A 26,457-nucleotide genomic window follows, 5' to 3' on the forward strand; every position below is an offset into this window, starting at 1 on the left:
ATGTCCGAAAACCTGATTGAAATCCGCGACCTGTCGGTGTCGTTCAGCGGCAACACCGTGGTCAAGCACCTCAGCCTGGACATTCCCGCGGGCGAATGCCTGGCGCTGGTGGGTGAATCCGGCTCCGGCAAATCGGTTACCGCGCACTCGATCCTGCAGCTGCTGCCTGAGGCTGGCACGGTCAGCACAGGCAGCATTCGTTATCGCGGCAAGGAATTGCTCGGCGCCGACGGCAAGACCATGCGGCAGATTCGTGGCAATCAGATCGCGATGATCTTTCAGGAGCCGATGACGTCGCTCAACCCTCTGCACACCGTCGCCAAACAGATTGGCGAGACGCTGTTGCTGCACAAGGGCCTGAGTGGCAAGGCGGCGCAGGCCCGTATCCTGGAACTGCTCGAGCTGGTGGGCATCCAGCATCCGAAGAAGCGCCTGAAAGCCTATCCTCACGAGCTGTCCGGCGGGCAGCGGCAACGGGTGATGATCGCCATGGCGCTGGCCTGCGAGCCCGAACTGCTGATTGCCGACGAGCCGACGACGGCGCTGGACGTCACCGTTCAGCGCAAGATCCTGCTCCTGCTCAAACAACTGCAGCAGCGCCTGAACATGTCGCTGTTGCTGATCAGTCATGACCTGAATCTGGTCCACAGCATTGCCCAGCGGGTGTGCGTGATGCGCGCCGGCGAAATCGTCGAGCAGTCCAATTGTCAGTTGCTGTTCAAGAACCCGCAGCACCCGTACAGCCAGCTGTTGCTGGACGCGGAGCCTGCCGGCGAGCCGCTGCCCCGGGACACCCGCGAGAAGGTGCTGGAGGTCGATAACCTGCGCGTCTGGTTCTCGCTGGGCGGCGGGATTTTCAATCGCCATCAGGAATACCTGAAAGCCGTCGACGACATCAGCCTGAGTATCGAGCGCGGCAAAACACTGGGAATCGTCGGCGAATCCGGCTCGGGCAAATCGACACTTGGTCAGGCAATCCTGCGCTTGCTGGAATCCCGTGGCAGTATCCGTTTCAAGGGTCACGCGCTGGACAGCCTGAATCAGAAACAGATGCGACCGTGGCGCAAGCAGATGCAGGTGGTCTTTCAGGACCCTTACGGCAGTCTCAGCCCGCGCATGTCGGTGGCGCAGATCATCAGCGAAGGGCTGGAAGTCCACAGTGAACTGGACAAGGTCTGCTGTGAAGCCGAGGTGATTCGCGTGCTGGAGGAAGTGGGCATCGACCCGTTGAGCCGGCACCGTTACCCCCATGAGTTTTCTGGCGGGCAGCGACAACGCATCGCCATCGCCCGCGCACTTGTGCTTAAACCTGCCCTGATTCTGCTCGACGAACCCACTTCCGCACTGGATCGCACGGTGCAGAAACAGGTCGTTGCGCTGTTGCGGCAACTGCAGGAAAAGCACGGGCTGACGTACCTGTTCATCAGCCACGACCTTGCCGTTGTCAGGGCGCTGGCCCATGACCTGATTGTGGTCAAGGACGGCAAGGTGGTCGAGCGCGGTGCCAGCCACGATGTCTTCGATGCGCCCCAGCACCCGTACACCCGGGAGCTTCTGGCGGCGGCGCATCCCGGCTTCAACTGAAACAGGCAACAATCAGCAGTCTGTGCGGCCAGATGCCGGGAACCGGATTTACGGAACAATCCATGAAAGACAGCGAAAGCCTGAAGGACTACCGACGCGTCCGGCGTCTGGCTATCCGGTCTCTGTTCGAAATCATCGAGCAATCCAGTGAAGGCACGGTCATCGTCGACCGCGAGGCACGGATTGTCTGGATCAACGAGCGCTATGCCCGACGTTTCGGCCTGGAAGACCCCAGCCGTGCGGTCGGCCAGCCGTGCGAGCAAGTCATCCCCGGCAGCCTGCTGCGTCAGGTGGCCAGCAACGGGCAGCCGATCCTGCTGGACATGATGGACACCGCCAAGGACCCGCTGGTGGTCATGCGCCTGCCGATTCATGACGACGGCGGCGGCGTCATTGGCGCCATCGGCTTCGCCCTGTTCGATGAGCTGCATGCGCTGTCGCCGCTGCTCAAACGCTATTCAAGCATGCAGCAGGAACTGGCCTCGACACGCTCGATGCTGCGCGCGCGTCAGGCCAAGTACAGTTTTGCGCACTTCATCGGCACCAGCGCCGCGAGTCTGGAAGTCAAACGGCGCGCCCGACGCAGCGCCAGCACGGATTCTCCGGTGCTGTTGCTGGGCGAAACCGGCACCGGCAAGGAATTGCTCGCCCACGCCATCCACAACACCTCGCCGCGCGCACACAAGCCTTTCGTCAGCATCAACAGCGCGGCAATCCCCGAAGCACTGCTGGAAGCCGAGTTCTTTGGCACCGCGCCCGGTGCATTCACCGGCGCCGATCGCCGAGGGCGTCAGGGCAAGCTGTATCTGGCCGAGGGCGGAACGCTGTTTCTTGACGAGATCGGCGACATGCCGCTGCCTCTGCAGAGCAAACTGCTGCGCGTGCTTCAGGAAAAAGAGTACGAGCCGGTTGGCTCCAACGAGATGATCAAAAGCAATGTGCGCCTGATCGCGGCGACGTCCACGGATCTTGAAGCGGCGATCAAGCGCGGCGAGTTCCGCGCAGACCTGTATTACCGCCTGAGCGTGCTGCCCATCGAAGTGCCGCCGTTGCGCCAGCGACTGGACGACATCCCGGCGCTGACCGAGGCCATCCTCGAAGACCTGCGCAGCCAGCATGAGCTGGAACCCGCCGGGCTCTCGACGCTGGGGCAGCACGCCTGGCCGGGCAACATACGGGAGTTGCGCAATGTGCTGGAGCGGGCCGCGCTGCTCAGCGACAACCTGCACCTGGGCGCGACTGAAATCCGCACAGCGATCGGCACCCTTGTCGCCGCTGACCCACAGACGGCGCCCCAACCGCTTAACGACGAGACGTACAGCGAAGCCAGGCAGCGTTTCGATCGTGAACTGATCACCGCAAAACTCGCACAGTGTGACGGCAATGTGGTCCTGGCGGCCCAGCAATTGGGGCTTGGACGATCGACGCTCTACAAGAAAATGGCCGCGCTGGGCATTGCCGAGTCTCAATAACGAGACAGCCTTCCACGAAGGGAGACACGCCATATGGCCGCCCGAAATGATCTCGGCAGACCTGCGCGCCCGTCGTTGGCCACTGTCCCGGCAGTCGCTGATGGAGCAGGTTTGAATCGGGAAGTCTCTTTTTCGAGACAACCATAGGTTACAACTTTCGCAACCCCGGACCTATCCATAACGAAATCAATCACTTAGCGCAGTGGCACGAAAGTAGCTATACCTCCTGTTGCGCGGCTCGACCGCATCCAGAACAAAAACAACAGGAGACACTCGATGAGTGTGATCATCGCTTTGGCAGCCCTCGCGCTGCTGATGCTTGCTGCTTACCGTGGTTACAGCGTTATCCTCTTCGCCCCCATCGCTGCCCTGGGCGCGGTCTTGCTGACCGACCCGTCCGCCGTGGCGCCCGCCTTCACCGGCGTGTTCATGGACAAGATGGTCGGCTTCGTCAAACTCTACTTCCCGGTGTTCCTGCTCGGTGCCGTGTTCGGCAAGCTCATCGAGTTGTCCGGATTCTCGCGCTCCATCGTCGCGGCAGCCATTGGTTTGCTCGGCACACGCCAGGCCATGCTGGTGATTGTGCTGGTGTGCGCCCTGCTGACGTATGGCGGGGTGTCGCTGTTCGTCGTGGTGTTCGCCGTGTACCCGTTCGCCGCCGAGATGTTCCGGCAAAGCGACATCCCCAAGCGGCTGATCCCGGCGACCATCGCCCTGGGTGCATTTTCGTTCACCATGGACGCCCTGCCCGGCACGCCGCAAATCCAGAACATCATCCCTTCGACGTTCTTCAACACCACGGCGTGGGCCGCGCCCTGGCTGGGCCTGATCGGCACGGCGTTTGTCTTTTGTGCCGGCATGTTGTTTCTTCAACGTCAGCGCAACAAAGCCCAACGCGCCGGTGAAGGCTACGGCACCGAGCTGCGCAACGAGCCCGAGACACCGGCCGATATCACCCTGCCCAACCCGTGGATCGCCCTGGCGCCCCTGTTGCTGGTGGGGGTCATGAACCTGCTGTTCACCCAGTGGATTCCACAGTGGTATGGCAAGACCCACACGCTGGCGCTGCCCGGCATGACAGCACCCGTGCAGACGGAAATCTCCAAGATCACGGCCATCTGGGCGGTCGAAGCGGCACTGCTGGTCGGCATCGTGTTCGTCCTGCTGTTCGCCTTCGGCACGGTCAAGACGAAACTGGCCGAAGGCAGCAAAGGCGCCGTCAGTGGCGCGTTGCTGGCGGCCATGAACACTGCGTCGGAATACGGCTTCGGCGCGGTCATCGCCTCATTGCCGGGCTTCCTGGTGCTGGCGGACGGGCTGAAAAGCATCCCCAATCCGCTGGTCAACGAAGCCATTACCGTGACCTTGCTCGCCGGCATCACAGGCTCGGCGTCAGGCGGGATGAGTATCGCGCTGGCAGCGATGTCGGACAGCTTCATCGCGGCCGCCCACGCGGCGAACATTCCGCTTGAGGTGTTGCACCGCGTCGCCGCCATGGCCAGCGGTGGCATGGACACGCTGCCGCACAACGGCGCCGTGATCACGCTGCTGGCGGTGACCGGGCTGACCCATCGCGAAGCGTACAAAGACATCTTCGGCATCACCCTGATCAAGACCCTGGCGGTCTTCGTGGTGATCGCCATCTTCTATGCAACTGGCATCGTTTGAGGATCTGAACATGAGTCTGCAAGGCAAAACCGCACTGGTCACCGGCTCCACCAGTGGCATTGGCCTGGGCATCGCGCTGACGCTGGCCAAGGCTGGTGCCAACCTGGTGCTCAACGGCTTCGGCGATGCGTCGGCGGTGATCGAGCAAGTCAGGCAGTACGGCGGCAAGGTCGGCCATCACCCTGCGGATGTCAGTGACGTCGGGCAGATCGCCGACATGATCGCCTACGCCGAGCGTGAGTTCGGCGGCGTCGACATTCTGGTGAACAACGCCGGGATCCAGCACGTCGATGCCGTGGAAGACTTTCCGGTGGAGAGTTGGGACAAGATCATTGCCATCAACCTGTCATCGGTGTTTCACAGCACCCGTCTTTGCCTGCCGGGCATGCGTACAAAGGGCTGGGGACGGATCGTCAACATCGCTTCCGTTCACGGGCTGGTGGGCTCCACTGGCAAGGCCGCTTACGTTGCGGCAAAGCATGGGGTCATCGGCCTGACCAAGGTGGTGGGCCTGGAGACAGCGGCGAGTCAGATTACCTGCAACGCCATCTGCCCCGGCTGGGTGCTGACCCCGCTGGTGCAGAAGCAGATCGACGATCGCGGCGCCGAAACCGGGAACATCGAGCAAGCGAAGCATGATTTGCTGGCCGAGAAGCAGCCGTCGCTGGAGTTCGTCACCCCTTCGCAGTTGGGCGAGCTGACGCTGTTCCTGTGCAGTGACGCTGGCGCGCAGGTGCGTGGGGCTGCGTGGAACATCGACGGTGGCTGGCTGGCGCGATAACGTCTGGGCGCTGCCCGGGAGGCGGCCTTGCCAGTGAGGCGCACGTGTCAGTCGGAATGACCGGCTGACACCCTCCGGCTACGCGCAGGCAGACACCTGGCCCCTGGTTTCAAGCCCCCGGCTCGTCGCGCTCATCCACCAGGCCCCAGTCCTTGACGTCGACCTGCGCCGCAGGCTGTGGCGCGGGAGGTGGCGTGGTGATCGTCGAATGACCGCCTTCGCTGTGCAGCTTCAGACGCAGCCGCACGTTGTTCGCGGAATCGGCGTTTTTCAGCGCCTCGTCCTCGCTGATCGCGCCTTCGATGGCCAGGTCGTACAACGCGTTGTCGAAGGTCTGCATGCCCATATTGGTGGACTTTTCCATGATGCCCTTGAGCTCGGTGAGCTCGTTGCGATGGATCAGGTCACGAATGGTTGGCGTGCCGAGCATCACTTCAACGGCGGCTCGGCGCTTGCCATCCTTGGTCTTGACCAGCCGCTGCGAGACGAACGCCTTGAGGTTGTTGCCCAGGTCATGCAACAGCTGCGCGCGACGCTCCTCCGGAAAGAAGTTGATGATGCGGTCCAGCGCCTGGTTGGCGTTGTTGGCATGCAACGTGGAGATCGCCAGATGTCCCGTATCGGCGAAAGCCAGCGCATGCTCCATGGTCTCGCGGTCGCGGATCTCGCCGATCAGAATCACATCCGGCGCCTGACGCAGGGTGTTTTTCAGCGCTGCATGAAAACTGCGCGTGTCGACCCCGACTTCACGCTGATTGATGATCGATTTCTTGTGCCGATGGATGAATTCGACCGGGTCCTCGATGGTGATGATGTGCCCGCTGGCGTGGCGATTGCGGTGATCGATCAGGGCAGCCAGCGACGTCGACTTGCCCGAGCCCGTCGCGCCGACGAACAGCACCAGGCCGTGCTTCTCCATCACCACATCGAGCAGCACCGGCGGCAGGTGCAGGTCTTCGAATTTGGGAATATCGAGCTTGATGTTGCGCGCCACGATGGACACTTCGTTGCGCTGTTTGAAGATGTTGATGCGAAAACGCCCGACACCCGAAAGGGAAAACGCCAGGTTCATTTCAAGTTCACGCTCGAAGTCCAGGCGTTGCTCGGCGTCCATGATGCCGTCGGCGATGAGCGCCACGTCGCCAGGCTTGAATGCCTCGGTGCCCAGCGGCTTCAGCACGCCGTTGAACTTGGCGCAGGGTGGCGCGCCCGTGGATAAATAGAGATCCGAACCGTCCTGGGTGGCAAGAACCTTCAACAACGCCGGGAAATCCATAAGGCAATACCGCACAAAAGGTTTAAGAAGACTGCATGTCGACACTGTGTGCGACCCTCGACCCGAATCAACGTTCGCCGCAAACAGCCGGGCTGCGCGTCGTTGGTCCGATCAAGGTGAAGGAAATTACCTGAATTCGCGCCGCAAAGGCATAATGCGCGGCTTTTTTATCGAGGCGATTTCAACATGAAAGCTCAAGCCCGCCACATTCTGGTCAAGACCGCCGACGAGGCCGAGCAGCTCAAGCAGCGCATCGCCAAGGGCGAAGCGTTCGACGTGCTGGCCAAGAAATACTCGACCTGCCCGTCCGGCAAACGTGGCGGCGACCTGGGAGAGGTTCGCCCCGGCCAGATGGTCGGAGCGATCGATCAGATCATCTTCAAGAAGCCGCTGCGCACCGTGCACGGCCCCGTGAAGAGCAAGTTCGGCTATCACCTGGTGCAGGTGTTTTACCGCGACTGATGATCGTACCGCCTGCGGTCAGGCCGGCATGGCACTGCGCGGGATCAGCGCGCCGGGATGCTGGATCACCAGACTCGCCAGACGATGCCCCGCCTCAGCTGCTTCCTGCGGACTGCCCCCGCGCAGTCGGCGGGCCAGGTACCCGGCGCTGAACGAATCGCCGGCCGCCGTGGTGTCGATGACCTTGTGCACCGGCTGCGCCGGGATCTCATAGCGACGCTCGCCCGAACGCACCAGACAACTTTGCGCGCCGCGCTTGATCACCACCTCGCTGACGCCCAGCTCACCATACGCCGCCAGGATTTGCTCGCTGTCGCTGTAATCGAACAGGGCCTGCTCGTCCTCTTCGGTGAGCAGCGCCAGATCGACCTCATGCATCACTGCTCGATAGGCCTGGCGCGCCTGATCGACGCTGCGCCACAGACGCGGTCGGTAGTTGTTGTCGAACACCACGCGCGCGCCCCGGTCCCGCGCCTCGCCCAGCGTCGATAACAGCCGCGCCCTGCCCACCTCACCAAGCACCGCCAAGGTTATGCCGCTGAAGTAGAGCACGTCGTATTCGGGCAGTGCCGCAAGAATCGGCTCGGCAGCCGGCGTGGTGAAACAGTCACGCACCGCCGCCTCATTGCGCCAGTAGAGGAACCGCCGCTCGCCGTTGGCATCGGTCTGAATGCAGTAAAGCCCGGGCAACCTGCCCGGCAGACGCTGAACTCGGCTCAGGCCGATGTGCTCGTCCGCCCAGACCTGGCACATCGCGTCGCTGAAGCTGTCGTCGCCAAGGGCCGTGACGTAGTCCACCTGAGAGGCCGAGCCCAACAGGCGGGACAGATACACCGCGGTGTTCAGCGTGTCGCCGCCGAAGCTCTGCTTGAGCGTCCCGTTGGCATGCTGCTGCAGCTCGATCATGCATTCGCCGATCAGCGCCACGCGCGGATGACTGTGACTCACCATCTCGCTCATTGCAGACTCCCGTCAGAAGCACGTTTCGAAGGATTCGATGACGCTCAGATCATCGCCGACCAGACAGCCCGTGCGCCATTTGTCGAAGGTCAGGCACGGGTGCGAGGTGCCGAACGAAATGATGTCCCCCACGCGCAGTTCACACCCCGGCGCAACCGTCATGAAGGCGTGCTGGTCCATGACCGCAGTGACTGTGCACGCGCTCACGTCATCGCCCTGCGCCGGCACCACGCCCGGCTTGTAACGCTTGATCGGGTTCGGCATTCCGGCGTCGAATGCGACGTCACGTTTGCCCAGCGCGATGACCGCGAAACCGGGTTCAGGCATCGACTGCACATGCGCCCAGACTTCCAGCGCCGGTTGCAGGCCTTCGCTCAGGTCGTGGCGACGGTCCAGCACGCAGCACTGCGCTTCTTTATAAATGCCGTGGTCGTGAACCACATAGCTGCCTGGGCGCAGCACGCTGAGGAAGCGCTCGCGCACCTGCTGCTTGTCGAACTCTTCCGCAATCAGGTCGTACCACGCCGAGCCCGACGCAGTGACAATCGGGCGGTCCAGGGCGAAGGCGCCCTTGTCCTGTAGCGTGACGGCCAGACGCACCAGTGATGCGGCAAACTGGCGAATGCCACTGACCGCCTGGTCGCCATGAATCACGCCTTCGTAGCCTTCGATGCCGGTCAGTTTCAGCGCAGGTTGCGCAGCAATCGCCTCGGCCAGCGCCAGCACCTCGTCCTCGCTGCGGCAGCCGCAGCGCCCGCCGATCACGCCGTACTCGATCATCACGTTCAGGTGCAGGCCTTTGGCAGCGAAGAATTCGCCGAGCGCCTTGACGTTGTCCGGGTGATCGACCATGCAATGAAAATCGAACATCGAATCGGTCAGCATCTCGGCGATGATCGCCATGTTCGGCGCGCCGACCAGCTGATTCGCCATCAACACCCGGCGAACACCGTGGGCATAGGCGGCGCGGGTCTGCACGGCGGTGGCCAGGGTCATGCCCCAGGCGCCGTGCTGCAACTGACGCTGGAACAACGCGGGGACCATGCTGGTCTTGCCATGAGGCGCCAGCTCCGCGCCGCTGTCACTGACGAATTTCTGCATCCAGCGCAGGTTGTGCTCCAGTGCCTTGTCGTGGATGACCAGCGCCGGCAGGCTCACATCCCGTACCAGTTGGTCGCCCGGTTTGGCGGCGCCCTTTTCGATTGCAGCAATGTTCATGTCTGTTCTCCGGAATTCTTGTTCGTGTCGGAATAACCAAGCGGTTGATCGTTGGCCCTAATCGATGACTCGACGCGCGAGGCTGTCGGCGCAGTCGATCAGCACCCGCCGGTAGTGTTCGTAGTGCGCGCTGGCATCGGCCCGCGGGGCAACGATGCACAGGGTCGCGATACAGATGCCCTGCTTGTCCCGCACCGGCGCGGCGAAGCAATGGGTAAAGGTGTCGGCAATGCTGTTGAACGAGAAAAAACCCTCTTCGTGGGCCTTGCGGATCTCGCCGATGAAGGTGTCCAGGGTCAGGCGCTCACCGCTGGGCAGAATGAAATCTTCAGGGTCGATCAGATCGATGATCTGTTGATCGCTGAGATGGCCGAGCAGCAAACGGCCCGAAGCGGTCCACGGGATGGGCGCGTCTTCGCCGATGTCGGAAGAAATGCGAAAGTGCCGGGCCCCTTCCTTCATCAGCGCGACGGTGTATTTGCGTCCGTTGAGCAGGCACATCTGCGCGGTTTCCCGCGTCTGCTCGACGATCTCGCCGAGGCTGATTTCCGCCTCACGGGTGAAGTCGAAATGGCGCAAATGCGCCTGGCCGAGAAAGTACAGCTGACGACCGAGATAGACGTGCCCGTCCTTGCCGACCGTTTCCAGAATACGCCGCTCCAGCAGCGATCCCACCAGCTCATAGACCGTCGACTTCGGACTGCCGATGCCGCTGGCGATTTCGTTCGGCCGCAAAGGCGTGCCCTTTTCCTTGAGGAAATCGAGGATATCGAACGCCCGGTCGAGCCCGCGGGCCCGGCGTTTGATGGTGTCTTCGGTCATCGTGGCGCTTTCCATTGAGGCAGTTGTTTCTTGAAGGAGACTGGCAGTCTACCGTTAGCCCGGCGAGCAGGAACCTGTGGGCGCAAAATGATTTCGCACCCACGACGGTTCAGTGACGCCGCGCAATCCGGCACGCCGTCCTACGCCTTCTTCTTGTAGGCGATGCAATCGATCTCGACCTTGCAGTCGACCATCATGTTCGCCTGCACGCACGCGCGAGCCGGCGCGTGTTCAGGCTTGAAGTACTCGCCGAAGACCTTGTTGAAACTCCAGAAATCCCGAGGGTCTTCGAGCCAGACACCCACCCGCACGACGTCCTCGAGGCCGTAACCGGCTTCGGTGAGGATCGCCACCAGGTTCTGCATGGTCTTGTGGGTCTGCTCGACGATGCCGCCATTGATGATCTCGCCATTCTCAGCAGGCACCTGTCCGGACACGTGCAACCAGCCGTCGGCTTCGACCGCACGGGCGAATGGACGTGGCTGACCGCCACCTGCGGTGCTGCCAGCGCCGTAACGAGTAATGCTCATGAATATCTCCTTTGATTGAGCGTTAGAAACGAATGTTTTTGAGGAATTCGGCCAGACGGGCCGACTTCGGCTGTTCGAACAGGCTCTTGGGCGGACCCTGTTCTTCGATCCGGCCCTGGTTCATGAAGACGATCTGATCGGACACTTCATAGGCAAAGCGCATCTCGTGGGTGACCAGCAACATGGTCATGCCTTCTTCGGCCAGGCCTTTGATCACGCTGAGCACTTCACCCACCAGTTCAGGGTCGAGCGCAGACGTCACTTCATCGAACAGCATCAGGCTGGGGTTCATCGCGATCGCCCGGGCAATCGCCACACGCTGCTGCTGGCCGCCGGACAGCTGCCCGGGGAAATGATTGCGACGCTCCAGCAGACCCACCCTTTCAAGCCATTTTTCGGCCAGCGCCACGGCCTGATCCTTGGGCATCTTTTTGACTTTGAGCAGGCCGAGGGTGACGTTCTGCAGCGCCGTCAGGTGCGGAAACAGGTTGAACTGCTGAAACGCCATGCCGGTCATGGCGCGGTGTTGGGCGATGACCTTTTCTGGATGGCGCACGCGCTTGCCGTTGACGTCGCTGTAGCCGATGTCCTGCCCTTCAAGACGAATATGCCCGCCCTGAAACTCTTCCAGCAGGTTCACGCAGCGCAGCAGCGTGGTTTTGCCCGAGCCGCTGGAGCCGATCAACGTGACGACATTGCCCTTGTTCATCTTGAGGTCGACGCCTTTGAGCACTTCGACCGGACCGTAGGATTTGTGCAGCCCTTCGATGCTCAGCAGGGCCGGGGCAGCGGTTGTGGTTTGAATCTGAGTCATGGCAAGGCCACCCGTTTTTCGATTTGCCGCCCAAGAAGCTCGATGGCGTAGTTGATGACGAAGAAGAGAAAGCCGGCGAACAGATAGAACTGCAGCGTCATGAAATTGCGCGCGATGACTTGCTGCGTGCTCAGCAGCAGCTCCGCGACACCGATCACCGACAGCAGCGTGGAAGCCTTGACGATTTCCGTGGACGAGTTGACCCAGGTCGGCAGGATTTGCCGCAACGCCTGGGGCAACAGCACGTAGCTGAGCGACTGGCCGAACGTCAGGCCAATCGCCTTGCCGGCCTCAAGCTGCCCGCGGGGGATGGCCTGCAAAGCGCCGCGCACGATCTCGGCAACGTGGGACCCACAAAACAGTGTCAGCCCCAGCGCGCCGGCCTGGAACGCGCTGATTTGCCAGCCGAGCGCCGGCGCCATGTAGAAGCAGGCCAGCACCAGCACAAACACCGGCGTGCCGCGGATCAGGTCGACATAGCAGCGAAACGGCAGCCGCGCCCAGAGCTTCCCGTAGGTCAGGATCAGTCCGGCGAACACGCCGATCAGCGTGCCGCAGACAATCGCCAGTGCGGCGCACTGAACGCTGGTCATGAAGCCGGACCACAGGGCCTCGCGAGCGATCCACAATTCATGCAGCCAGGTAGGTTGTTCGTACATGTCGGCCTCCTAGCGGCGAATGGCCAGGCGCTGTTCGAGATAGCGCAACAGCATGGCGATGAGGTAACACGCGGCGACGTACAGCGCCGTGGTCACCAGCCAGGTTTCGATGACCCGGTAGCTCTCGACGTTGATCTTGCGCGCGTAATAGGTCAGCTCAGGGACAGCGATGGCAGCGGCCAGCGACGTGTCCTTGAACAGCGAGATGAAGTTGTTCGACAGCGCCGGCAACACATTGCGCAGCATCACCGGCACGATGATGTACGCGCGCACTTGCCACTCGCCCAGCCCGATCGCCAGCCCAGCCTCACGCTGCCCCTTGTGAATGCTCAACAGACCCGCACGGAACACTTCGGTCAGGTAAGCGCCGGCGTAGAGCGAAAGGGTGACGATGAACGAGGGAATCTTGTCCATGCGTATGCCCAGGCTCGGCAAGGCAAAGTAGATCAACAGAATCAGCACGAGGATCGGCGTGTTGCGAACCACCGTCACGTAGACCGACGCCACCAGACGCAAGGCCCGGTAGCGCGACAACATGGCAAACGCCGCCATCAGACCGATGACACAGCCTATGGCGATGGAGATCAGGGCCAGTTCCAGCCCCAATCCAAGACCGGCGAGCAGGCTGGGAAAATCCCGCCAGACTGCCGCAAAGTTCAACTGATAATTCATGGTCAGCAGCACCTGGGACAGGAAGACACTGCGGCCTTCCCTGCCCCTTCAATGGCAGGTCGCGTTACTTGTATTCCATCGGGAAGCCGATCTGTGGCGTCGGCAGATCCACCCCGAACCACTTCTTGAAGGATTCGGCGTACGTCGGGAACTCCACGCCGGTCATGGCTTCATGCAGCGCGGTGTTGACGAAGTTCAGCCAGTCCTGATCCCCGCGCTTGACGGCGCAAGCATAGGTTTGCGGGCTCCAGGCGAACGCCGGCGAGCGATAACGGCCGGGATTCTGCACCATCAGGTATTTGACCGATGACTGATCGGTGGCAGCGGCGTCGGCACGGCCCGAGTTGATCGCCTGATACATCAAATCAACGCTGTCGTATTGATCGACCTTGGCCTTGGGCAGCGCCTGATGCACCAGTTCCTCGGCGTAGACGTTCTGCAGCACCGCAACCGTGACACCGTCACCGGCGGCTTTGAGGTCGTCGATTTCCTTGTATTTGCTGTTGGCTGGCAGCAGCAGGGCAACACCTTCGCGGTAGTACGGCAGGGTGAACGCGACCTGCTGGGCGCGGCTGGCGGTCACGGTGATGAACTGACAGCTCATGTCCACTTTGTCCGTCAGCAGGTTGGGAATCCGCGCATCGGACGACTGCACGACGAACTCGACCTTGCCTGGATCATTGAACAAGCCCTTGGCAACGATGCGTGCGATGTCGATATCGAAGCCCTGCAACTTGCCGTCTGCGCCCTGGAAATGCCACGGCGCGTTGGTGCTGCCAGTCCCCACGACCAGATGACCGCGCTGCAAGACGCTGTCGAGCTTGCTGTCCGCTGCCTGCGCGGTGGAGACCGCCGTGGCCGCAGCGGCCAGGACGAGTGCAATAGCTTTCAGAAAAGAAGGTCCGCGATGCATGAGAAAAACCCCGCCGGATGATAGTCAATTCCGCTGTAGCGGAACAAGGTATGTAACAACGGAATAGACAGCAGAAAGTGTGCCACACAAGACGCGACGAGTTGAAGCCGTTTAAAGCGCTGTTGTTTCAACGGGCTGGCATTGGGGGAACACATTTGAATCTGGCGTCGGCCTGATTCATCCCGCTACCAATTGCCACGCGCTTGGGTAACAGGGCCCCATACGGGTGCGCGGTTGCGCCATGACCGCGCATGGCAGCAGCGATTCCGTTCGTCGCCCCTGCTGCACGAGCCTCCGAGCAGAATGGCCTAAGCAATGACAATGACACTCCGAAGGAGGCATGTGATGACTCGCTCAAACCTGACTGGATGTTTGTTCACCGCGCTACTGGGCGCTCTGCCCTTAGCTGCATCGGCGCAAGACACCGCCGGGCAATTGGCCGGGCAGTCTTCGGGCTCGGTGCTGCCACCTGGGGTAAATCCCTCCTCCCCGGCGGGTGGTAACGGCGGCGACGCCAACGGCTACGAAAAGCGCACGCCCACTCGCCCTGCCGACAGCGACGCGACCAGAAAGCAGGACGCAAAGGGGCAGATGCACAAGGAGTCCAGAACATCGTCCGATAAAGCGCCAGCAGGGTCCAAAAAAGCCGCGCCCCCAGTGAACGGACAGTAACTGGAGCGTTCATAGCTGAAGGCCACTATTGGTTGTGCCGTCCCGGCGCGACCATAGTGACCTATGATCTAGTCAGGAGACATGCTCTGAGTCATCAGAGGGAACATTGGCACCGTTAGTGCTTCAAAGCGATATGTGAAGCTTTTATGACAACTTCGTGACCTTGCATCAACGCTGAACATCTCACGGGTTGTACGGTGGAGGACCATCCAATGAAAGAACGAGCGACCGTCATCTGTCGGCGAGACAACCAGATACTCTACGTGCGCAAACCCAAGGCGCGCTGGACCCTGCCGGGCGGAAAAGTCGAAACCAACGAATCCCCCTCACAGGCGGCTGCCAGAGAGCTGCGTGAAGAAACCGGCTTGATTCTGGAAGAGTTGGCCTATGTGACGCGTTTCGAAGGCGGCACCGTTCTGCATCATGTGTTCGAGGTATCGGTCACGATGATCGCCACGCCTTCGCCAAAAAACGAGATCGCGGCGTGCAAATGGTTTACGGTCAAGGAACTGGGTGATCAGAAGGTCAACCCGTCTGCCAGGTCGATCGTCAAAGCGTTTTTGAACAACGAAATTCCTTAACTTAAATTTTGTTGAGAGTTATTCACGTTTCTTTCACATCGCCTTCGGTAGCCTTCAATGGCTCCTCCAAGACTGACTTTTAAGCCCGCACTCCCCATCGCGGGCTTTTTCTTGCCTGCAATTTGCTGACAGGCCTCACCCCCGGCATCAGCGTGCCCTGCGCCAGGGATGCAAGAGGCTGTTGCAGGCAGATGCCAGGGATACCCAGATCAGCGCCACCGCGCCGGTCATGACACTGGCCTTGTGTTCTCGCAGAATGCCCAGTTGGTCAGGCGTTGCGGCGTAGGTCATGACGCCTAGAAAGACCGCGGCAACCGTGCTGGAGCATGCGGTGGTGATGATCACGACGTGCGACAGATCAGGCGTCTGACGGTGAATGCACGCACCGGCCAGATAGATGACAATGAACAACACGCTGCAGATGACGGAGTAATCGAACTGACTCACTGACTGGCTCCGCCCTCTTCACGACTGATCCGGTTTCAATGCCTGAAAGCCGAACAGCGCGCCGAGCACTGCACCGATTGCCGAGCTGCCCAAGCCGGGAAACAGCATATTGGCGACAATGGCGGTCCCGGCGGTCAATGCGATCAGGCGCACATCCATAAGGCGGGCGGTCAACGTAGGAAAAGCAGGGTTCGAGGTGTGCTTGCGTAACATAGCGGTCTCCATCCATGAGTAATCGACACAACGGAGTCTGGTCAGTGAAGCGCTCGCTGACAATGATGGGACCGGAGAATCAGAGTTTTCCTACATCCCACTCACACACTCGCGTTGAGCATTTCGTCGAGCCCGAGCCCTCGCCCCCCATATATCTGTAACGCCAGCTATGCGACAATGCGCGCCACTGTCCGGCACGAATCCCGCATTCATCACGCCAGCGCACCTGCTCATGGTCGACGCTGAAGCTGTTTTTTTGTCTGCTGGATCCACTGAAGGTGTGACACCTGCGGCTCGCCCGGCAATCCCCGACGGTATCACGCCTGCGTCGCGTCACTTCCAAGCTATTGAAAGGTAAGGTAATTGATTTCCACAGCTAACATCACCATGCAGTTCGGCGCCAAACCGCTGTTCGAGAACGTTTCGGTCAAATTCAACAACGGCAATCGCTACGGCCTCATCGGCGCCAATGGTTGTGGCAAATCCACCTTCATGAAGATTCTGGGTGGCGATCTGGAGCCGTCTGGCGGTCAGGTCATGCTCGAGCCGAACGTGCGTCTTGGCAAACTGCGTCAGGATCAGTTCGCGTACGAGGAATTCACGGTCATCGACACCGTGATCATGGGTCATGAAGAGCTCTGGAAGGTCAAGGCCGAACGCGACCGCATCTACTCGCTGCCGGAAATGAGCGAAGAAGACGGCATGGCGGTGGCCGAGCTCGAAACCGAATTCGCCGAGATGGACGGCTACACCGCCGAATCCCGTGCAGGTGAGCTGCTGCTGGGCCTGGGCATTCCACTCGAACAGCATTTCGGGCCGATGACCGAAGTCGCGCCGGGCTGGAAGCTGCGCGTTTTGCTGGCTCAGGCGCTGTTTTCCGATCCTGAAGTCCTGCTGCTCGACGAGCCGACCAACCACCTGGACATCAACACCATCCGCTGGCTGGAAACCATTCTCACGGCGCGTAACAGCACCATGATCATCATTTCCCACGACCGGCACTTCCTGAACAGCGTCTGCACGCACATGGCCGATCTGGACTACGGCGAACTGCGCCTGTTCCCGGGCAACTACGACGAGTACATGACCGCGGCGACCCAGTCCCGCGAGCAACTGCTGTCCGACAACGCCAAGAAAAAGGCCCAGATCGCCGAGCTGCAGACCTTCGTCAGCCGCTTCTCGGCCAACGCCTCGAAAGCCAAGCAGGCCACCTCCCGCGCCAAGCAGATCGACAAGATCCAGCTGGCCGAGGTCAAGCCATCGAGCCGCGTGAGCCCGTTCATTCGCTTCGAACAGACCAAGAAGCTGCACCGTCAGGCCGTGACCATCGAGCAGATGTCCAAGGGCTTCGACGGCAAGACCCTGTTCAAGAACTTCAGCTTCACCGTCGAAGCCGGTGAACGTGTAGCGATCATCGGCCCGAACGGTATCGGCAAGACCACTCTGCTGCGCACGCTGATGGGCGAACTGACCCCGGATTCGGGCTCGGTGAAATGGACTGAAAGCGCGGAGCTGGGCTACTACGCTCAGGACCACGCTCACGATTTCGAAGACGACGTCAGCCTGTTCGACTGGATGGGCCAGTGGACCCAGGGCGAGCAAGTCATTCGTGGCACGTTGGGTCGCATGCTGTTTTCCAACGACGAGATCCTGAAATCGGTCAAGGTCATTTCCGGTGGCGAACAGGGTCGCATGCTGTTCGGCAAGCTGATCCTGCAGAAGCCGAACGTGCTGGTGATGGACGAACCGACCAACCACCTGGACATGGAATCCATCGAGGCGCTGAACCTGGCGCTGGAGAACTACCCGGGCACGCTGATCTTCGTCAGCCATGACCGTGAATTCGTATCCTCGCTGGCCACTCGCATCATCGAGTTGAGCCCCAACGGCGTGACCGACTTCAGCGGCACCTACGATGATTACCTGCGCAGCCAGGGCGTGGTGTTCTAAACCCGCGTCGCACGCTGTCTGAACCCCGTCCTTGCGACGGGGTTTTTCATGGGGCTGAATTCAGTGCAAGACAAAGTCGTTAGCCTGCTTTCATTTCTTCTCATGCCGCGCGATGATGGGGCACTCCCACCGCTCCAGCGAAGAGTCCCATGTCTGCTGCCCTGCCGCCTGATACGTCCGCTGCCAACGTCAGTTCCACGACGATAACCCTGCAAATCGTCTCTATCGTCTTCTATACCTTCATCGCGTTCCTGTGCATCGGCCTGCCCATTGCCGTCATGCCCGGCTATGTGCACGACCAGCTCGGCTTCAGTGCAGTCGTCGCCGGACTGGTGATCGGTTCCCAGTACCTGGCGACACTGCTCAGCCGCCCGGTGGCCGGTCGAATCTGCGACACCATCGGCACCAAACGGGCGATTGTCTACGGTCTGTCCGGCATCGCGCTGAGCGGTGTCCTGACCGTCGTTGCGGTTCTGCTGCAGAGCTTCGCCGGGACCAGCCTTGTCATTCTGCTGATCGCACGTTTGATTCTGGGCGGTTCCCAGGGATTGATCGGCGTCGGCACCATCAGTTGGTGCATCGGCCAGGTCGGTGCGGAACACACCGCGCGCTCGATTTCCTGGAACGGCATCGCGTCTTACGGCGCCATTGCCATTGGCGCCCCGCTGGGCGTGCTGATGGTGGGTGCGCTGGGTTTCGTCAGCCTCGGACTGGTGCTTACCGCCCTGGCAGCCGGTGCACTGTTATTGATTCGCAACAAGCCTGCCGTGCCGGTGGTGCGCGGCGAACGCATGGCATTCTGGTCGGTGTTCGGTCGTGTCGCCCCTTACGGACTGGGCCTGACCCTGTCGTCGATCGGTTACGGCACGCTGACCACCTTCATCACGCTGTACTACGTCAACCGAGGCTGGGAAGGCGCTGCGTGGTGCCTGACGGTATTTGGCGTCTGCTTCATCGTCGCGCGGCTGTTCTTCATCAATGCGATCACCCGCTTCGGCGGCTTCCGCTCGGCCATCACCTGCATGTCGGTCGAAACGGTTGGACTGGTGCTGTTGTGGCTGGCTCCCAGTACCACCGTGGCGCTGATCGGCGCCGGATTGACCGGTTTCGGGCTTTCGCTGGTGTATCCAGCCATCGGCGTGGAAGCGATCAAGCAAGTGCCCAACAGCAGCCGGGGCGCGGGGCTGGGCGCTTACGCGGTGTTCTTCGACCTGGCGCTCGCCATCGCCGGCCCACTGATGGGCGCCATTGCGCTGGGCATGGGCTACGGCTGGATTTTCTTCTTTGCCGCGCTGCTGTCGATATTAGCCCTGGCGTTGACTGTGCTGCTGTCGCGCCGTCCTGCGGTGGACACCCGGGTCTGATCGAAGCGGCAGCGACCGGCAGAAAAAGCTGAACTGGCGACACGCGCCCCGGTCCGACGTAAACATCCCTCGCAACAGGAGCGTGCGTGTGACTCCCGACCCTGCAGGCATGAGTGCATCGTCCTCGGACCTGGCCGACGCGCCCGACGTTCATAAGCTGCGCGTTCTCACCGTCAACACACACAAAGGCTTCACGGCGCTGAATCGGCGCTTCATCCTTCCGGAATTGCGCGAAGCAGTGCGCAGTACCGGCGCCGATCTGGTGTTTCTGCAAGAAGTCCTCGGCGGCCATGACCGTCATGCGGCCCGTTACCAGGACTGGCCGGTGACCTCTCAATATGAGTTTCTCGCCGACAGCATGTGGAGCGACTTCGCGTACGGCCGCAACGCGGTCTATCCCGACGGTCACCACGGCAATGCGATTCTGTCCAAGTACCCGATCCTGCACTATCGCAACCTCGATGTATCGATCACCGGCCCTGAGCGGCGTGGTCTGCTGCATTGCGTCCTGCAGGTGCCCGGGCATGCTGAAGTGCATGCGATCTGCGTGCATCTGAGCCTGCTCGAGAGTCATCGGCAGTTGCAGCTGGATCTGCTCTGCGCGCTGCTGGATTCGCTGCCCGATCACGCGCCCGTGGTCATCGCCGGTGATTTCAATGACTGGCAATTGCGCGGCAACAAGCGTCTGGGCCGATGCGAATACCTGCACGAGGCGTTCGAACGCAACCTGGGTCGACTGGCCAAGACCTACCCCGCCCGGTTTCCGCTGTTGCGTCTGGACCGCATCTACCTGCGCAACGCCACCAGCCACGACCCCAGAATTCTGGGCACCCGGCCTTGGACGCATCTGTCCGACCACCTGCCGCTTGCCGTGGAAGTGCACATGTGATTGCGGGATCGCCCCGCGAGCGGCGGCTGCCGTTTGTCCGGTAAGCGGTTAATTCTTTAAACCAACGTTCGCCCGCCTCATCCCAAATAATGCGAGCCACATGACTCGCCTTACTAACAACAAGAGGTACGCAATCATGGCTAATACCGGAAAGTCGAACCCTGGCAATTTTGCAAACGATCGCCAGAAAGCCTCTGATGCAGGCAAAAAAGGCGGCCAGGCTTCGGGCGGCAGCAACGTCGCCAATGACCGGCAGAAAGCATCTGATGCAACCCGCGATGACGCGAGCAAGAAAGGTGGTTCCATGCCACAAGGCGGCGCAGGCCGTAAATCCTGATCAGCGATTGCCAGGAGAATCGAGCGAGGGCGAAAGCTCTCGCTCTTTTATTTTGGCGTGACGTCTTTGTTCAGGTGTAGAACCGGCAGCGCCGGTCCATCCCAGGAAGTCACCCCAGCAGCAGCGTCTTATTCATCCCCCTCGATCAACGGCACCGTGGCATCGCGATCAAACTGCGAGCCCGGATCTTCGTTGCCCGGATCATTGTCGACGTCGACTTCCACTTCCTCATCAGGCTCGAAAGCGCCTGGCACCGCGGCGCCGAGCCGGTCTGAAGGGGTATTTGCTGTGATGTGCATGGCAGGGTCCTCATATCAGGCAGGTCGCTCGCCTGCTTTGGCGAAGCGTTGGTTCAAGGTTGAGATTAGCTCGAGCTGACAGTCCAGTGCGTTGCATCCTCCGCGAACTGCAGCTGCTCGACCCGATGGGCGATCCCGCAGGAAAGCGAGTCTTCGGCGCGTATGACTTTTTCTTCGGCCGACAGGCACCGGCCAATGTCCAGCGGGTGCGCGGCACCGTCGGTTTCACTCAGGTAAATATTCACGTAGCGCTGCAGGTCGTTGTCCAGGCTGCGCAGGTATTCGCGCAGCCGAGAATGATCCACTGAGCTTTGGTTGAAGTACCAGTTCATCGGGTGAATCAAGAAACGCGAATGCGGACAGGCGATTCGCTCCTCGGCGGCGAGATAAATGACGATGCCCATGGATTCGATGTTGCCGCTGTTGAGCGCTCGAATCGGGACGTTGAGGGATTTGAGGAAGTTGTAGATCGTGAACCCCAGCGCCGTGCTGCCGCCTGCGGTGGACAGGTTCAGCAACAGGCCAGTGGCGCCTTTGCCGATGGCCTCCAGGCAACGATCACGAAAGTGCTCGGTGCTGGTCTGATCGACCCCACAATGGAAATGGATGATGTGCTCACTCATCTACTGCCCTCCGCTTCCGGGAAATCACCGCGGCCTGATAGGTTGGAAGCTGCGCTGCCGCTGAAAGTTGCATGCTGCCCTCACGCCGCGCAGTCAGTCCGGGAGCGCAACGATCCGGCCCGCTCGCACCGAACTCCTGCTTCAATCAACGATCAGTACAACACACCGCGCACCGTCGATGACACTGCACGCGCGCTTTTCCATGACGCACAGAACAGGACATTTTCATGAGTCTGCACGACAAGATTATCGGCCATCTGGGCTTCGGCGCCGCGCCACTGGGCAACATGTTTCGCACCATCAGCGAAGAGGAAGCCGCCGCCACCGTGCAATCGGCGTGGGATCAAGGCATCCGCTATTTCGACACCGCACCGGTCTATGGCGCCGGCCTGTCCGAGCAGCGCCTGGGCAAGGCGCTCGCCGACCATGCGCGAGACCAATACACCCTCAGCACCAAGGTCGGCCGACTGGTTTCTGACGAACTCGACACCGCAGCCCGGAGCGGCCCGTTCAGCGAAGGCCTGAAAAACAAGATCATCACTGACTATTCGGCGGATGCGACGCTACGCTCGATCGAGGCCAGTCTGAAACGGCTGAACACTGATCGCCTGGACATCGTGTTCGTCCACGACGTCGCGCAGGACGCCCATGGTGATGAATGGATCGAGCATTTCAATGTCGCTCGCAAAGGGGCCTTCCGCACCCTCACCCGCCTGCGTGAAGAAGGCGTGATCAAGGCGTGGGGGCTGGGTGTCAACCGTGTCGAGCCGTGTGAACTGACGCTGGACCTGAGCGAAGCACAGCCCGACGGGTTCCTTCTGGCCGGCCGATATTCGCTGCTGGACCACGATCAGCCCCTGCAACGGCTGTTCGCCAAGGCGCGGGAGCACAACGCCGAGTTCGTCGTCGGCGGCCCTTACAGTTCGGGCGTGCTGGTGGGCGGCAAGCATTTCGAATACCAGGAAGCGCCACAGGCGATGCTCGACAAGGTTGCGCACATTCAGGAGATCGCCCGTCAGTATCAGGTCGACATCAAGTCGGCAGCATTGCAGTTCGTCCTCGCCAACCCGCTGGTGGCCGCCGTCATTCCGGGGGCCAGCCGCCCTTCCCGGATCGCTGAAGACGTCGCCGCCCTGCACGCCCAGGTGCCAGTAGGGTTCTGGCAGGCGATGCGCGATCAGGGCTTCATTTCGCCTCAGGCGCCGGTGCCGGCAAAAGACTGAAGACGGACCGCTTCGGCGCCATGCATTATTCGCCAGTGAATCGGTCGCCGCCGGACGGCCGACCTAGATCCCCCGCACGAGGCCTCACTGATGCGCATTCTGATCGTCAACGTCAACACCACCGAGTCCATGACCGACACCATCGCCGGGCAAGCCCGCAGTGTCGCGTCACCGGGCACTGAAATCGTCGGTCTGACCCCGCGCTTCGGCGCCGAATCGGTGGAAGGCAACTTCGAGAGCTACCTGGCCGCCATCGCCGTGATGGACCGCGTGCTGTCCTACGACCAGCCTTATGACGCGGTAATTCAGGCCGGTTATGGCGAGCATGGCCGCGAGGGGCTGCAGGAGTTGCTTGACGTGCCGGTGGTGGACATCACGGAAGCGGCCGCCAGCCTCGCGATGCTGCTGGGCCATTGTTATTCGGTGGTCACCACGCTGGATCGCACTGTGCCGTTGATCGAGGATCGCCTGAAACTGGCCGGCGTCTTCGAGCGCTGCGCGTCAGTGCGAGCCAGCGGCATGAGTGTGCTGGAACTGGAAGAACAGCCAGAACGCGCCATTGAGGCGATCGTCGAGCAAGCCGCTGTCGCGGTGGCGCAGGACAAGGCCGAGGTGATCTGTCTGGGCTGCGGCGGCATGGCCGGTCTGGACCAGAAGATTCGCGACCGCACCGGCGTGCCCGTGGTCGATGGCGTGACTGCGGCGGTGGCGCTGGCCGAATCGCTGGTGCGCCTGGGCTTGAGCACCTCCAAGGTCAGGACGTACGCCACGCCACGGCCGAAGAAGATCGTCGGCTGGCCCTTCGCGAAATGAGCGCACGATGATTCGCCTGCTCTCGCCGAATCGTTTAGTATCGCCGCCGCCGGTTTCCACTCGGAATTAATAGGGAATCCGCGAGCCCTCATTCGGGCTCAAACGGAACTGTCCCCGCAACTGTAGGCGCTGAGCCCTGCTCCATGTTTGCCACTGGGTTATCCCGGGAAGGCCGGAACAGGACGACGACGCGCCAGTCAGGAGACCTGCCGGCAGGCTTCACTCATTCGCCGGCGGGGCGTCCGGGAAGGACTCCCGCATGCGCGTTTTGCGCCTGAATGCTTCGCCGCGTGAACACGCAGCGACGGGATGTGCTTTCCAGTGTCCGCCTGCCACAGACAGGTCCACTGGAGTCGCCCTACATGCCGCTGCGCCGTTTCGCCCTTCTGCTTACCGCCGTGACACTGTCCACTGCCGCGCTGGCGACTCCCGCGCCGGCAACGTCCACTCGTTATCCGCTGACCCTCGACAACTGCGGCGTGCCGCTGACGTTCACTCACGCGCCGCTCAAGGCCGTGACCATCGGCCAGGCCGCCACCGAAATGCTCTACGCCCTGGGCGTGGGCGAGCATGTCGCGGCGACCTCGTTGTGGTTCAACGCGGTACTGCCGCAGTACAAGGCAGTCAATGACGGCATCGAGCGTCTGGCCGATAACGCGCCGGGCTTCGAATCGGTGATCGCCAGACGCCCGGATTTCGTGCCGGTGCAGTTCGTGTGGATGGTCGGGCCACAGGGCGCCGTCGGCACCCGGGAGCAATTCCATGACCTGCAGATCCCGACCTACATCTTGCCGTCCGACTGCGAGGGCAAGAACAATCGCGTCGGCGCCGACGGCACGCGACTCGAGGCGTTCCGGATAGACACGCTGTACAAGAGCATTCGCCAGCTGGCCGAGATTTTCGACGTGCAGGCCCGTGGCGAGCAGTTGGTGGCCGGCTATCAGACGCGGCTGGCGAAGGCCGTCGAACATGCCAGAAAGGCTGACGGCAAGCAGGTGTCGGCGGTGTTCTGGTTCTCCAGCCCCGACATCAACGTCGATCCGTATGTGGCCGGGCGCAAGGGCATTCCGGCGTTCATGCTCGACACCCTGGGCATGCGCAACGTCATCGACTCCGACGAGGAATGGCCGACAGTGGGCTGGGAAACCATCGCCCGGGCCAATCCCGACATTCTGGTCATCGCCCGCATGGATCGCCGCCGCTTTCCCGCCGACGATCACGAAAAGAAACTGGCATTTCTGAAATCCGACCCGGTCACCCGCAACATGGCGGCGGTCAAACAGAACCGGATCGTCATCATGGACGCCAGCGCCATGGAATCCAGCGTGCGGTTGTTCGACGGCATCGAGCAACTCGGCGACGCCGTGCACCGGGTAACCGACGTTCAATGAAGCCTTCCAGTGCAGGACGATTCATCGCCCATGGCGCGTGGGTCAGCGCGGCGTTGCTGATGGCGGTGATGGCCGGGGTGGCGATCGGCGAGACGTCGATCGGTCTGCCGGTGATCGGCCAGGTGCTGGCGAACAAGCTGTGGGCCGCCGGCTATGCGGTGGACGCCATCGATGAAGGCATCATCTGGAATTACCGCCTGACCCGCGCCATTGTCGCCGCTGCCTGCGGCGCCGGTATCGCGGTCTCGGGCGTCGTGCTGCAATCGCTGCTGCGCAACCCGCTTGCCGATCCCTACCTGCTGGGCATCTCTGCGGGCGCTTCGACCGGCGCAGTACTCGTCGCGATCATCGGCCTGGGCGCCGGGGCGATCTCATTGTCGGCCGGCGCTTTCGTCGGCGCGGTAGCGGCTTTCGCATTGGTCGCGCTGCTGGCGCGCTCGTCCCGAGGCCAGACAGCCACAGGCCAGATCATTCTCGCAGGCATCGCCGGCTCACAATTGTTCAACGCCCTGACCTCCTTCCTGATCACCAAATCGGCCAGCGCCGAGCAGGCGCGCGGCATCATGTTCTGGTTGCTCGGCAATCTGAGCGGCGTGCGCTGGGCATCGGTGACGCTGGCTGTGACGGTGGTGCTGGCGGGTCTGCTGGTCTGTCTCTGGCACCGACGCTCGCTGGACGCCTTCACCTTCGGCGCGGATTCCGCAGCGTCGCTGGGCATTCCCGTGCATCGGGTACAGGCGATCCTCATCGCGACGGCGGCTTTGATGACCGCCGTGATGGTGTCCATTGTCGGCTCCATCGGTTTCGTCGGCCTGGTGATTCCCCACGCAGTGCGCATGATGACGGGTGTCCGTCACGCTCGACTGGTGCCCTTGAGTGCATTGAGCGGTGCGCTGTTTCTGATTGCCGCCGACGTGCTCTCACGCACCCTGATCAAGGGCCAGGTCTTGCCCATCGGCGTGATCACCGCGTTGGTGGGTGCGCCGGTGTTTGCCCTGATCCTGCTCCGCGGAAACCGCTCACGATGAACGCGCCGCTGCCACTTGCCGAAAGCGCGCTTGCCGCGCACGACCTCAGTTATACGATCAATGGCGCGCCGCTGCTGAGCCACGTCAGCCTGTGCATCAGAAAAGGAGAAAACCTCGGCATCGTCGGGCCAAACGGTTCGGGTAAGTCAACCCTGATCAGGCTGCTGGCAGGCCTTCAGACGCCTACGGCGGGGAGTGTCTGGCTGAACGGCGAGCGGCTGACGAGCCTGACGCGACGCGACATCGCGCAACGGCTGGCGGTGGTCGAGCAGCACGCGCAGACCAGCGATTCGATCAATGTACTGCAAGCCGTGGAACTGGGTCGTACGCCCTGGCTGTCCGCATTGAGCCCTTGGCGGGAAGTCGATGGCCAGATCGTTGCGCAGGCCATTGCCAGCGTCAGCCTCGATCATCTGACGCAGCGAGCCTGGCAAACGCTGTCTGGAGGCGAGCAGCAACGGGTGCATATTGCCCGCGCGTTGGCTCAATGCCCCAGGGTTCTACTGCTCGACGAGCCCACCAACCATCTGGACATCCAGCAGCAGCTGTCGATTCTCAGGCTGGTTCACACCTTGCCCGTCACCACCGTGATCGCGCTGCACGATCTGAATCAGGCGCTGGCCTGTGATCGTCTGGCCGTGATGGACAAAGGCCGGCTCATCGCGGTGGGTGCCCCATTTGAAGTACTGACACCTGAACGCCTGCGCGAGACGTTCGGCGTCGTCGGTCACTGGCTCACGGACCCAATCGACAACGCGCGGATCCTGCGGCTGCGCTGCATCTGAGCACACTCGAC

The 26,457-nt window shown here is 61.6% G+C and carries 28 protein-coding genes and 1 riboswitch; of the genes, 15 read left to right on the top strand and 13 right to left on the bottom strand.

Features of this window, described 5'->3' with window-relative positions:
- From AAGQ88_RS15115 to AAGQ88_RS15130, 4 genes are all read left to right on the top strand, one after another.
- Positions 1-1,584 (top strand): ABC transporter ATP-binding protein, encoded by a 1,584-nt coding sequence (locus tag AAGQ88_RS15115; protein WP_285426140.1) that lies wholly within the window; start codon positions 1-3, stop codon positions 1,582-1,584.
- Between the two features lie 62 nt (positions 1,585-1,646).
- Complete coding sequence (locus AAGQ88_RS15120) at positions 1,647-3,056, top strand: sigma 54-interacting transcriptional regulator (RefSeq protein WP_342652806.1); 1,410 nt, start codon at positions 1,647-1,649, stop codon at positions 3,054-3,056.
- 276 nt (positions 3,057-3,332) lie between these two features.
- Positions 3,333-4,724, top strand: a complete 1,392-nt coding sequence (locus AAGQ88_RS15125) for a GntP family permease (protein WP_342652807.1) — start codon at positions 3,333-3,335, stop codon at positions 4,722-4,724.
- 10 nt (positions 4,725-4,734) lie between these two features.
- Complete coding sequence (locus AAGQ88_RS15130; protein ID WP_342652808.1) at positions 4,735-5,505, top strand: 3-hydroxybutyrate dehydrogenase; 771 nt, start codon at positions 4,735-4,737, stop codon at positions 5,503-5,505.
- A gap of 109 nt (positions 5,506-5,614) precedes the next feature.
- Here the strand turns inward: AAGQ88_RS15130 and AAGQ88_RS15135 are convergent, their stop codons facing one another.
- Positions 5,615-6,781 carry a PilT/PilU family type 4a pilus ATPase gene (locus AAGQ88_RS15135; RefSeq protein ID WP_342652809.1) on the bottom strand — a complete coding sequence of 389 codons (1,167 nt, stop codon included), beginning with the start codon at positions 6,779-6,781 and terminating at the stop codon, positions 5,615-5,617.
- A gap of 186 nt (positions 6,782-6,967) precedes the next feature.
- Here AAGQ88_RS15135 and AAGQ88_RS15140 point away from each other — a divergent pair, with 186 nt between their 5' ends.
- Complete coding sequence (locus tag AAGQ88_RS15140) at positions 6,968-7,243, top strand: peptidylprolyl isomerase (protein WP_342652810.1); 276 nt, start codon at positions 6,968-6,970, stop codon at positions 7,241-7,243.
- An 18-nt stretch (positions 7,244-7,261) separates the two neighbouring features.
- On the opposite strand, the gene AAGQ88_RS15145 is transcribed toward AAGQ88_RS15140, so the two are convergent.
- The 8 genes from AAGQ88_RS15145 to AAGQ88_RS15180 form a co-directional block, all read right to left on the bottom strand.
- The gene (locus tag AAGQ88_RS15145; RefSeq protein ID WP_285426135.1) at positions 7,262-8,203 is read right to left on the bottom strand and encodes a sugar kinase; all 942 of its coding nucleotides are present in this window, start codon (positions 8,201-8,203) and stop codon (positions 7,262-7,264) included.
- 12 nt (positions 8,204-8,215) lie between these two features.
- The gene (locus tag AAGQ88_RS15150; RefSeq protein WP_342652811.1) at positions 8,216-9,421 is read right to left on the bottom strand and encodes an amino acid deaminase; all 1,206 of its coding nucleotides are present in this window, start codon (positions 9,419-9,421) and stop codon (positions 8,216-8,218) included.
- A 57-nt stretch (positions 9,422-9,478) separates the two neighbouring features.
- Positions 9,479-10,243, bottom strand: a complete 765-nt coding sequence (locus tag AAGQ88_RS15155) for an IclR family transcriptional regulator (RefSeq protein ID WP_285426133.1) — start codon at positions 10,241-10,243, stop codon at positions 9,479-9,481.
- 140 nt (positions 10,244-10,383) lie between these two features.
- Complete coding sequence (locus tag AAGQ88_RS15160; RefSeq protein WP_062381403.1) at positions 10,384-10,773, bottom strand: RidA family protein; 390 nt, start codon at positions 10,771-10,773, stop codon at positions 10,384-10,386.
- 22 nt (positions 10,774-10,795) lie between these two features.
- Positions 10,796-11,587, bottom strand: coding sequence for an amino acid ABC transporter ATP-binding protein (locus AAGQ88_RS15165; RefSeq protein WP_285426132.1), 792 nt, complete (start codon positions 11,585-11,587; stop codon positions 10,796-10,798).
- Positions 11,584-12,246, bottom strand: a complete 663-nt coding sequence (locus AAGQ88_RS15170; RefSeq protein WP_342652812.1) for an amino acid ABC transporter permease — start codon at positions 12,244-12,246, stop codon at positions 11,584-11,586. Before AAGQ88_RS15170 ends, AAGQ88_RS15165 begins: the two co-directional genes overlap by 4 nt.
- A 9-nt stretch (positions 12,247-12,255) precedes the next feature.
- Positions 12,256-12,918: an amino acid ABC transporter permease gene (locus AAGQ88_RS15175; protein ID WP_093460024.1), complete on the bottom strand. Its 663-nt coding sequence runs from the start codon at positions 12,916-12,918 to the stop codon at positions 12,256-12,258.
- Between the two features lie 64 nt (positions 12,919-12,982).
- A complete protein-coding gene (locus tag AAGQ88_RS15180) occupies positions 12,983-13,831 on the bottom strand; it encodes a transporter substrate-binding domain-containing protein (RefSeq protein WP_285426130.1) in 849 nt (282 codons plus the stop codon).
- Positions 13,832-14,715: 884 nt separating this feature from the next.
- Between AAGQ88_RS15180 and AAGQ88_RS15185 the strand changes: the two genes are divergently transcribed.
- Positions 14,716-15,084, top strand: a complete 369-nt coding sequence (locus tag AAGQ88_RS15185; RefSeq protein ID WP_285426128.1) for an NUDIX hydrolase — start codon at positions 14,716-14,718, stop codon at positions 15,082-15,084.
- A 147-nt stretch (positions 15,085-15,231) separates the two neighbouring features.
- On the opposite strand, the gene AAGQ88_RS15190 is transcribed toward AAGQ88_RS15185, so the two are convergent.
- Positions 15,232-15,531, bottom strand: coding sequence for a hypothetical protein (locus AAGQ88_RS15190; protein ID WP_342652813.1), 300 nt, complete (start codon positions 15,529-15,531; stop codon positions 15,232-15,234).
- 18 nt (positions 15,532-15,549) lie between these two features.
- On the bottom strand, positions 15,550-15,744 hold the full coding sequence (locus AAGQ88_RS15195) for a hypothetical protein (RefSeq protein ID WP_285426126.1): 195 nt from the start codon (positions 15,742-15,744) through the stop codon (positions 15,550-15,552).
- Positions 15,745-16,107: 363 nt separating this feature from the next.
- On the opposite strand from AAGQ88_RS15195, the gene AAGQ88_RS15200 reads away from it, so the two are divergent.
- The 4 genes from AAGQ88_RS15200 (at position 16,108) to AAGQ88_RS15215 (ending at position 20,284) form a co-directional block, all read left to right on the top strand.
- Entirely contained in the window at positions 16,108-17,694 is a 1,587-nt protein-coding gene (locus tag AAGQ88_RS15200) for an ABC-F family ATPase (protein WP_093458896.1), read from the top strand.
- A gap of 149 nt (positions 17,695-17,843) precedes the next feature.
- Entirely contained in the window at positions 17,844-19,058 is a 1,215-nt protein-coding gene (locus AAGQ88_RS15205) for an MFS transporter (RefSeq protein WP_342652814.1), read from the top strand.
- A 109-nt stretch (positions 19,059-19,167) separates the two neighbouring features.
- Entirely contained in the window at positions 19,168-19,947 is a 780-nt protein-coding gene (locus tag AAGQ88_RS15210) for an endonuclease/exonuclease/phosphatase family protein (protein WP_285426196.1), read from the top strand.
- Positions 19,948-20,083: 136 nt separating this feature from the next.
- Positions 20,084-20,284, top strand: coding sequence for a KGG domain-containing protein (locus AAGQ88_RS15215; protein ID WP_093458899.1), 201 nt, complete (start codon positions 20,084-20,086; stop codon positions 20,282-20,284).
- 128 nt (positions 20,285-20,412) lie between these two features.
- Here AAGQ88_RS15215 and AAGQ88_RS15220 read toward each other — a convergent pair whose 3' ends face one another.
- Both AAGQ88_RS15220 and AAGQ88_RS15225 read right to left on the bottom strand, forming a co-directional pair.
- Positions 20,413-20,583 (bottom strand): hypothetical protein, encoded by a 171-nt coding sequence (locus tag AAGQ88_RS15220; RefSeq protein ID WP_342655901.1) that lies wholly within the window; start codon positions 20,581-20,583, stop codon positions 20,413-20,415.
- A gap of 65 nt (positions 20,584-20,648) precedes the next feature.
- Positions 20,649-21,206 carry an ATP-dependent Clp protease proteolytic subunit gene (locus tag AAGQ88_RS15225; protein ID WP_285426122.1) on the bottom strand — a complete coding sequence of 186 codons (558 nt, stop codon included), beginning with the start codon at positions 21,204-21,206 and terminating at the stop codon, positions 20,649-20,651.
- A gap of 227 nt (positions 21,207-21,433) precedes the next feature.
- Between AAGQ88_RS15225 and AAGQ88_RS15230 the strand changes: the two genes are divergently transcribed.
- The 5 genes from AAGQ88_RS15230 (at position 21,434) to AAGQ88_RS15250 (ending at position 26,446) form a co-directional block, all read left to right on the top strand.
- Positions 21,434-22,429 carry an aldo/keto reductase gene (locus AAGQ88_RS15230; protein WP_342652815.1) on the top strand — a complete coding sequence of 332 codons (996 nt, stop codon included), beginning with the start codon at positions 21,434-21,436 and terminating at the stop codon, positions 22,427-22,429.
- A 90-nt stretch (positions 22,430-22,519) separates the two neighbouring features.
- On the top strand, positions 22,520-23,242 hold the full coding sequence (locus AAGQ88_RS15235; protein ID WP_342652816.1) for an aspartate/glutamate racemase family protein: 723 nt from the start codon (positions 22,520-22,522) through the stop codon (positions 23,240-23,242).
- A gap of 33 nt (positions 23,243-23,275) precedes the next feature.
- Positions 23,276-23,471: riboswitch (cobalamin riboswitch) on the top strand.
- Between the two features lie 133 nt (positions 23,472-23,604).
- Entirely contained in the window at positions 23,605-24,633 is a 1,029-nt protein-coding gene (locus AAGQ88_RS15240; protein ID WP_342652817.1) for an ABC transporter substrate-binding protein, read from the top strand.
- Positions 24,630-25,661, top strand: coding sequence for an iron chelate uptake ABC transporter family permease subunit (locus AAGQ88_RS15245; protein WP_342652818.1), 1,032 nt, complete (start codon positions 24,630-24,632; stop codon positions 25,659-25,661). Before AAGQ88_RS15240 ends, AAGQ88_RS15245 begins: the two co-directional genes overlap by 4 nt.
- Positions 25,658-26,446 carry an ABC transporter ATP-binding protein gene (locus tag AAGQ88_RS15250; protein ID WP_342652819.1) on the top strand — a complete coding sequence of 263 codons (789 nt, stop codon included), beginning with the start codon at positions 25,658-25,660 and terminating at the stop codon, positions 26,444-26,446. The genes AAGQ88_RS15245 and AAGQ88_RS15250 overlap by 4 nt, the downstream gene beginning before the upstream one ends.
- The last annotated feature ends 11 nt before the right edge of the window (positions 26,447-26,457 follow it).

This window comes from Pseudomonas sp. F3-2, from assembly GCF_038804275.1.
Taxonomy (GTDB): domain Bacteria; phylum Pseudomonadota; class Gammaproteobacteria; order Pseudomonadales; family Pseudomonadaceae; genus Aquipseudomonas.

What these genes read in the sequence shown, in the direction of transcription:
- AAGQ88_RS15115 (WP_285426140.1), top strand. Translation starts at nt 1, where the DNA reads ATGTCCGAAAACCTGATTGAAATCCGCGACCTGTCGGTGTCGTTCAGC.
- AAGQ88_RS15120 (WP_342652806.1), top strand. Translation starts at nt 1,647, where the DNA reads ATGAAAGACAGCGAAAGCCTGAAGGACTACCGACGCGTCCGGCGTCTG.
- AAGQ88_RS15125 (WP_342652807.1), top strand. Translation starts at nt 3,333, where the DNA reads ATGAGTGTGATCATCGCTTTGGCAGCCCTCGCGCTGCTGATGCTTGCT.
- AAGQ88_RS15130 (WP_342652808.1), top strand. Translation starts at nt 4,735, where the DNA reads ATGAGTCTGCAAGGCAAAACCGCACTGGTCACCGGCTCCACCAGTGGC.
- AAGQ88_RS15135 (WP_342652809.1), bottom strand. Translation starts at nt 6,781, where the DNA reads ATGGATTTCCCGGCGTTGTTGAAGGTTCTTGCCACCCAGGACGGTTCG.
- AAGQ88_RS15140 (WP_342652810.1), top strand. Translation starts at nt 6,968, where the DNA reads ATGAAAGCTCAAGCCCGCCACATTCTGGTCAAGACCGCCGACGAGGCC.
- AAGQ88_RS15145 (WP_285426135.1), bottom strand. Translation starts at nt 8,203, where the DNA reads ATGAGCGAGATGGTGAGTCACAGTCATCCGCGCGTGGCGCTGATCGGC.
- AAGQ88_RS15150 (WP_342652811.1), bottom strand. Translation starts at nt 9,421, where the DNA reads ATGAACATTGCTGCAATCGAAAAGGGCGCCGCCAAACCGGGCGACCAA.
- AAGQ88_RS15155 (WP_285426133.1), bottom strand. Translation starts at nt 10,243, where the DNA reads ATGACCGAAGACACCATCAAACGCCGGGCCCGCGGGCTCGACCGGGCG.
- AAGQ88_RS15160 (WP_062381403.1), bottom strand. Translation starts at nt 10,773, where the DNA reads ATGAGCATTACTCGTTACGGCGCTGGCAGCACCGCAGGTGGCGGTCAG.
- AAGQ88_RS15165 (WP_285426132.1), bottom strand. Translation starts at nt 11,587, where the DNA reads ATGACTCAGATTCAAACCACAACCGCTGCCCCGGCCCTGCTGAGCATC.
- AAGQ88_RS15170 (WP_342652812.1), bottom strand. Translation starts at nt 12,246, where the DNA reads ATGTACGAACAACCTACCTGGCTGCATGAATTGTGGATCGCTCGCGAG.
- AAGQ88_RS15175 (WP_093460024.1), bottom strand. Translation starts at nt 12,918, where the DNA reads ATGAATTATCAGTTGAACTTTGCGGCAGTCTGGCGGGATTTTCCCAGC.
- AAGQ88_RS15180 (WP_285426130.1), bottom strand. Translation starts at nt 13,831, where the DNA reads ATGCATCGCGGACCTTCTTTTCTGAAAGCTATTGCACTCGTCCTGGCC.
- AAGQ88_RS15185 (WP_285426128.1), top strand. Translation starts at nt 14,716, where the DNA reads ATGAAAGAACGAGCGACCGTCATCTGTCGGCGAGACAACCAGATACTC.
- AAGQ88_RS15195 (WP_285426126.1), bottom strand. Translation starts at nt 15,744, where the DNA reads ATGTTACGCAAGCACACCTCGAACCCTGCTTTTCCTACGTTGACCGCC.
- AAGQ88_RS15205 (WP_342652814.1), top strand. Translation starts at nt 17,844, where the DNA reads ATGTCTGCTGCCCTGCCGCCTGATACGTCCGCTGCCAACGTCAGTTCC.
- AAGQ88_RS15210 (WP_285426196.1), top strand. Translation starts at nt 19,168, where the DNA reads ATGAGTGCATCGTCCTCGGACCTGGCCGACGCGCCCGACGTTCATAAG.
- AAGQ88_RS15215 (WP_093458899.1), top strand. Translation starts at nt 20,084, where the DNA reads ATGGCTAATACCGGAAAGTCGAACCCTGGCAATTTTGCAAACGATCGC.
- AAGQ88_RS15220 (WP_342655901.1), bottom strand. Translation starts at nt 20,583, where the DNA reads ATGCACATCACAGCAAATACCCCTTCAGACCGGCTCGGCGCCGCGGTG.
- AAGQ88_RS15225 (WP_285426122.1), bottom strand. Translation starts at nt 21,206, where the DNA reads ATGAGTGAGCACATCATCCATTTCCATTGTGGGGTCGATCAGACCAGC.
- AAGQ88_RS15230 (WP_342652815.1), top strand. Translation starts at nt 21,434, where the DNA reads ATGAGTCTGCACGACAAGATTATCGGCCATCTGGGCTTCGGCGCCGCG.
- AAGQ88_RS15235 (WP_342652816.1), top strand. Translation starts at nt 22,520, where the DNA reads ATGCGCATTCTGATCGTCAACGTCAACACCACCGAGTCCATGACCGAC.
- AAGQ88_RS15240 (WP_342652817.1), top strand. Translation starts at nt 23,605, where the DNA reads ATGCCGCTGCGCCGTTTCGCCCTTCTGCTTACCGCCGTGACACTGTCC.
- AAGQ88_RS15245 (WP_342652818.1), top strand. Translation starts at nt 24,630, where the DNA reads ATGAAGCCTTCCAGTGCAGGACGATTCATCGCCCATGGCGCGTGGGTC.
- AAGQ88_RS15250 (WP_342652819.1), top strand. Translation starts at nt 25,658, where the DNA reads ATGAACGCGCCGCTGCCACTTGCCGAAAGCGCGCTTGCCGCGCACGAC.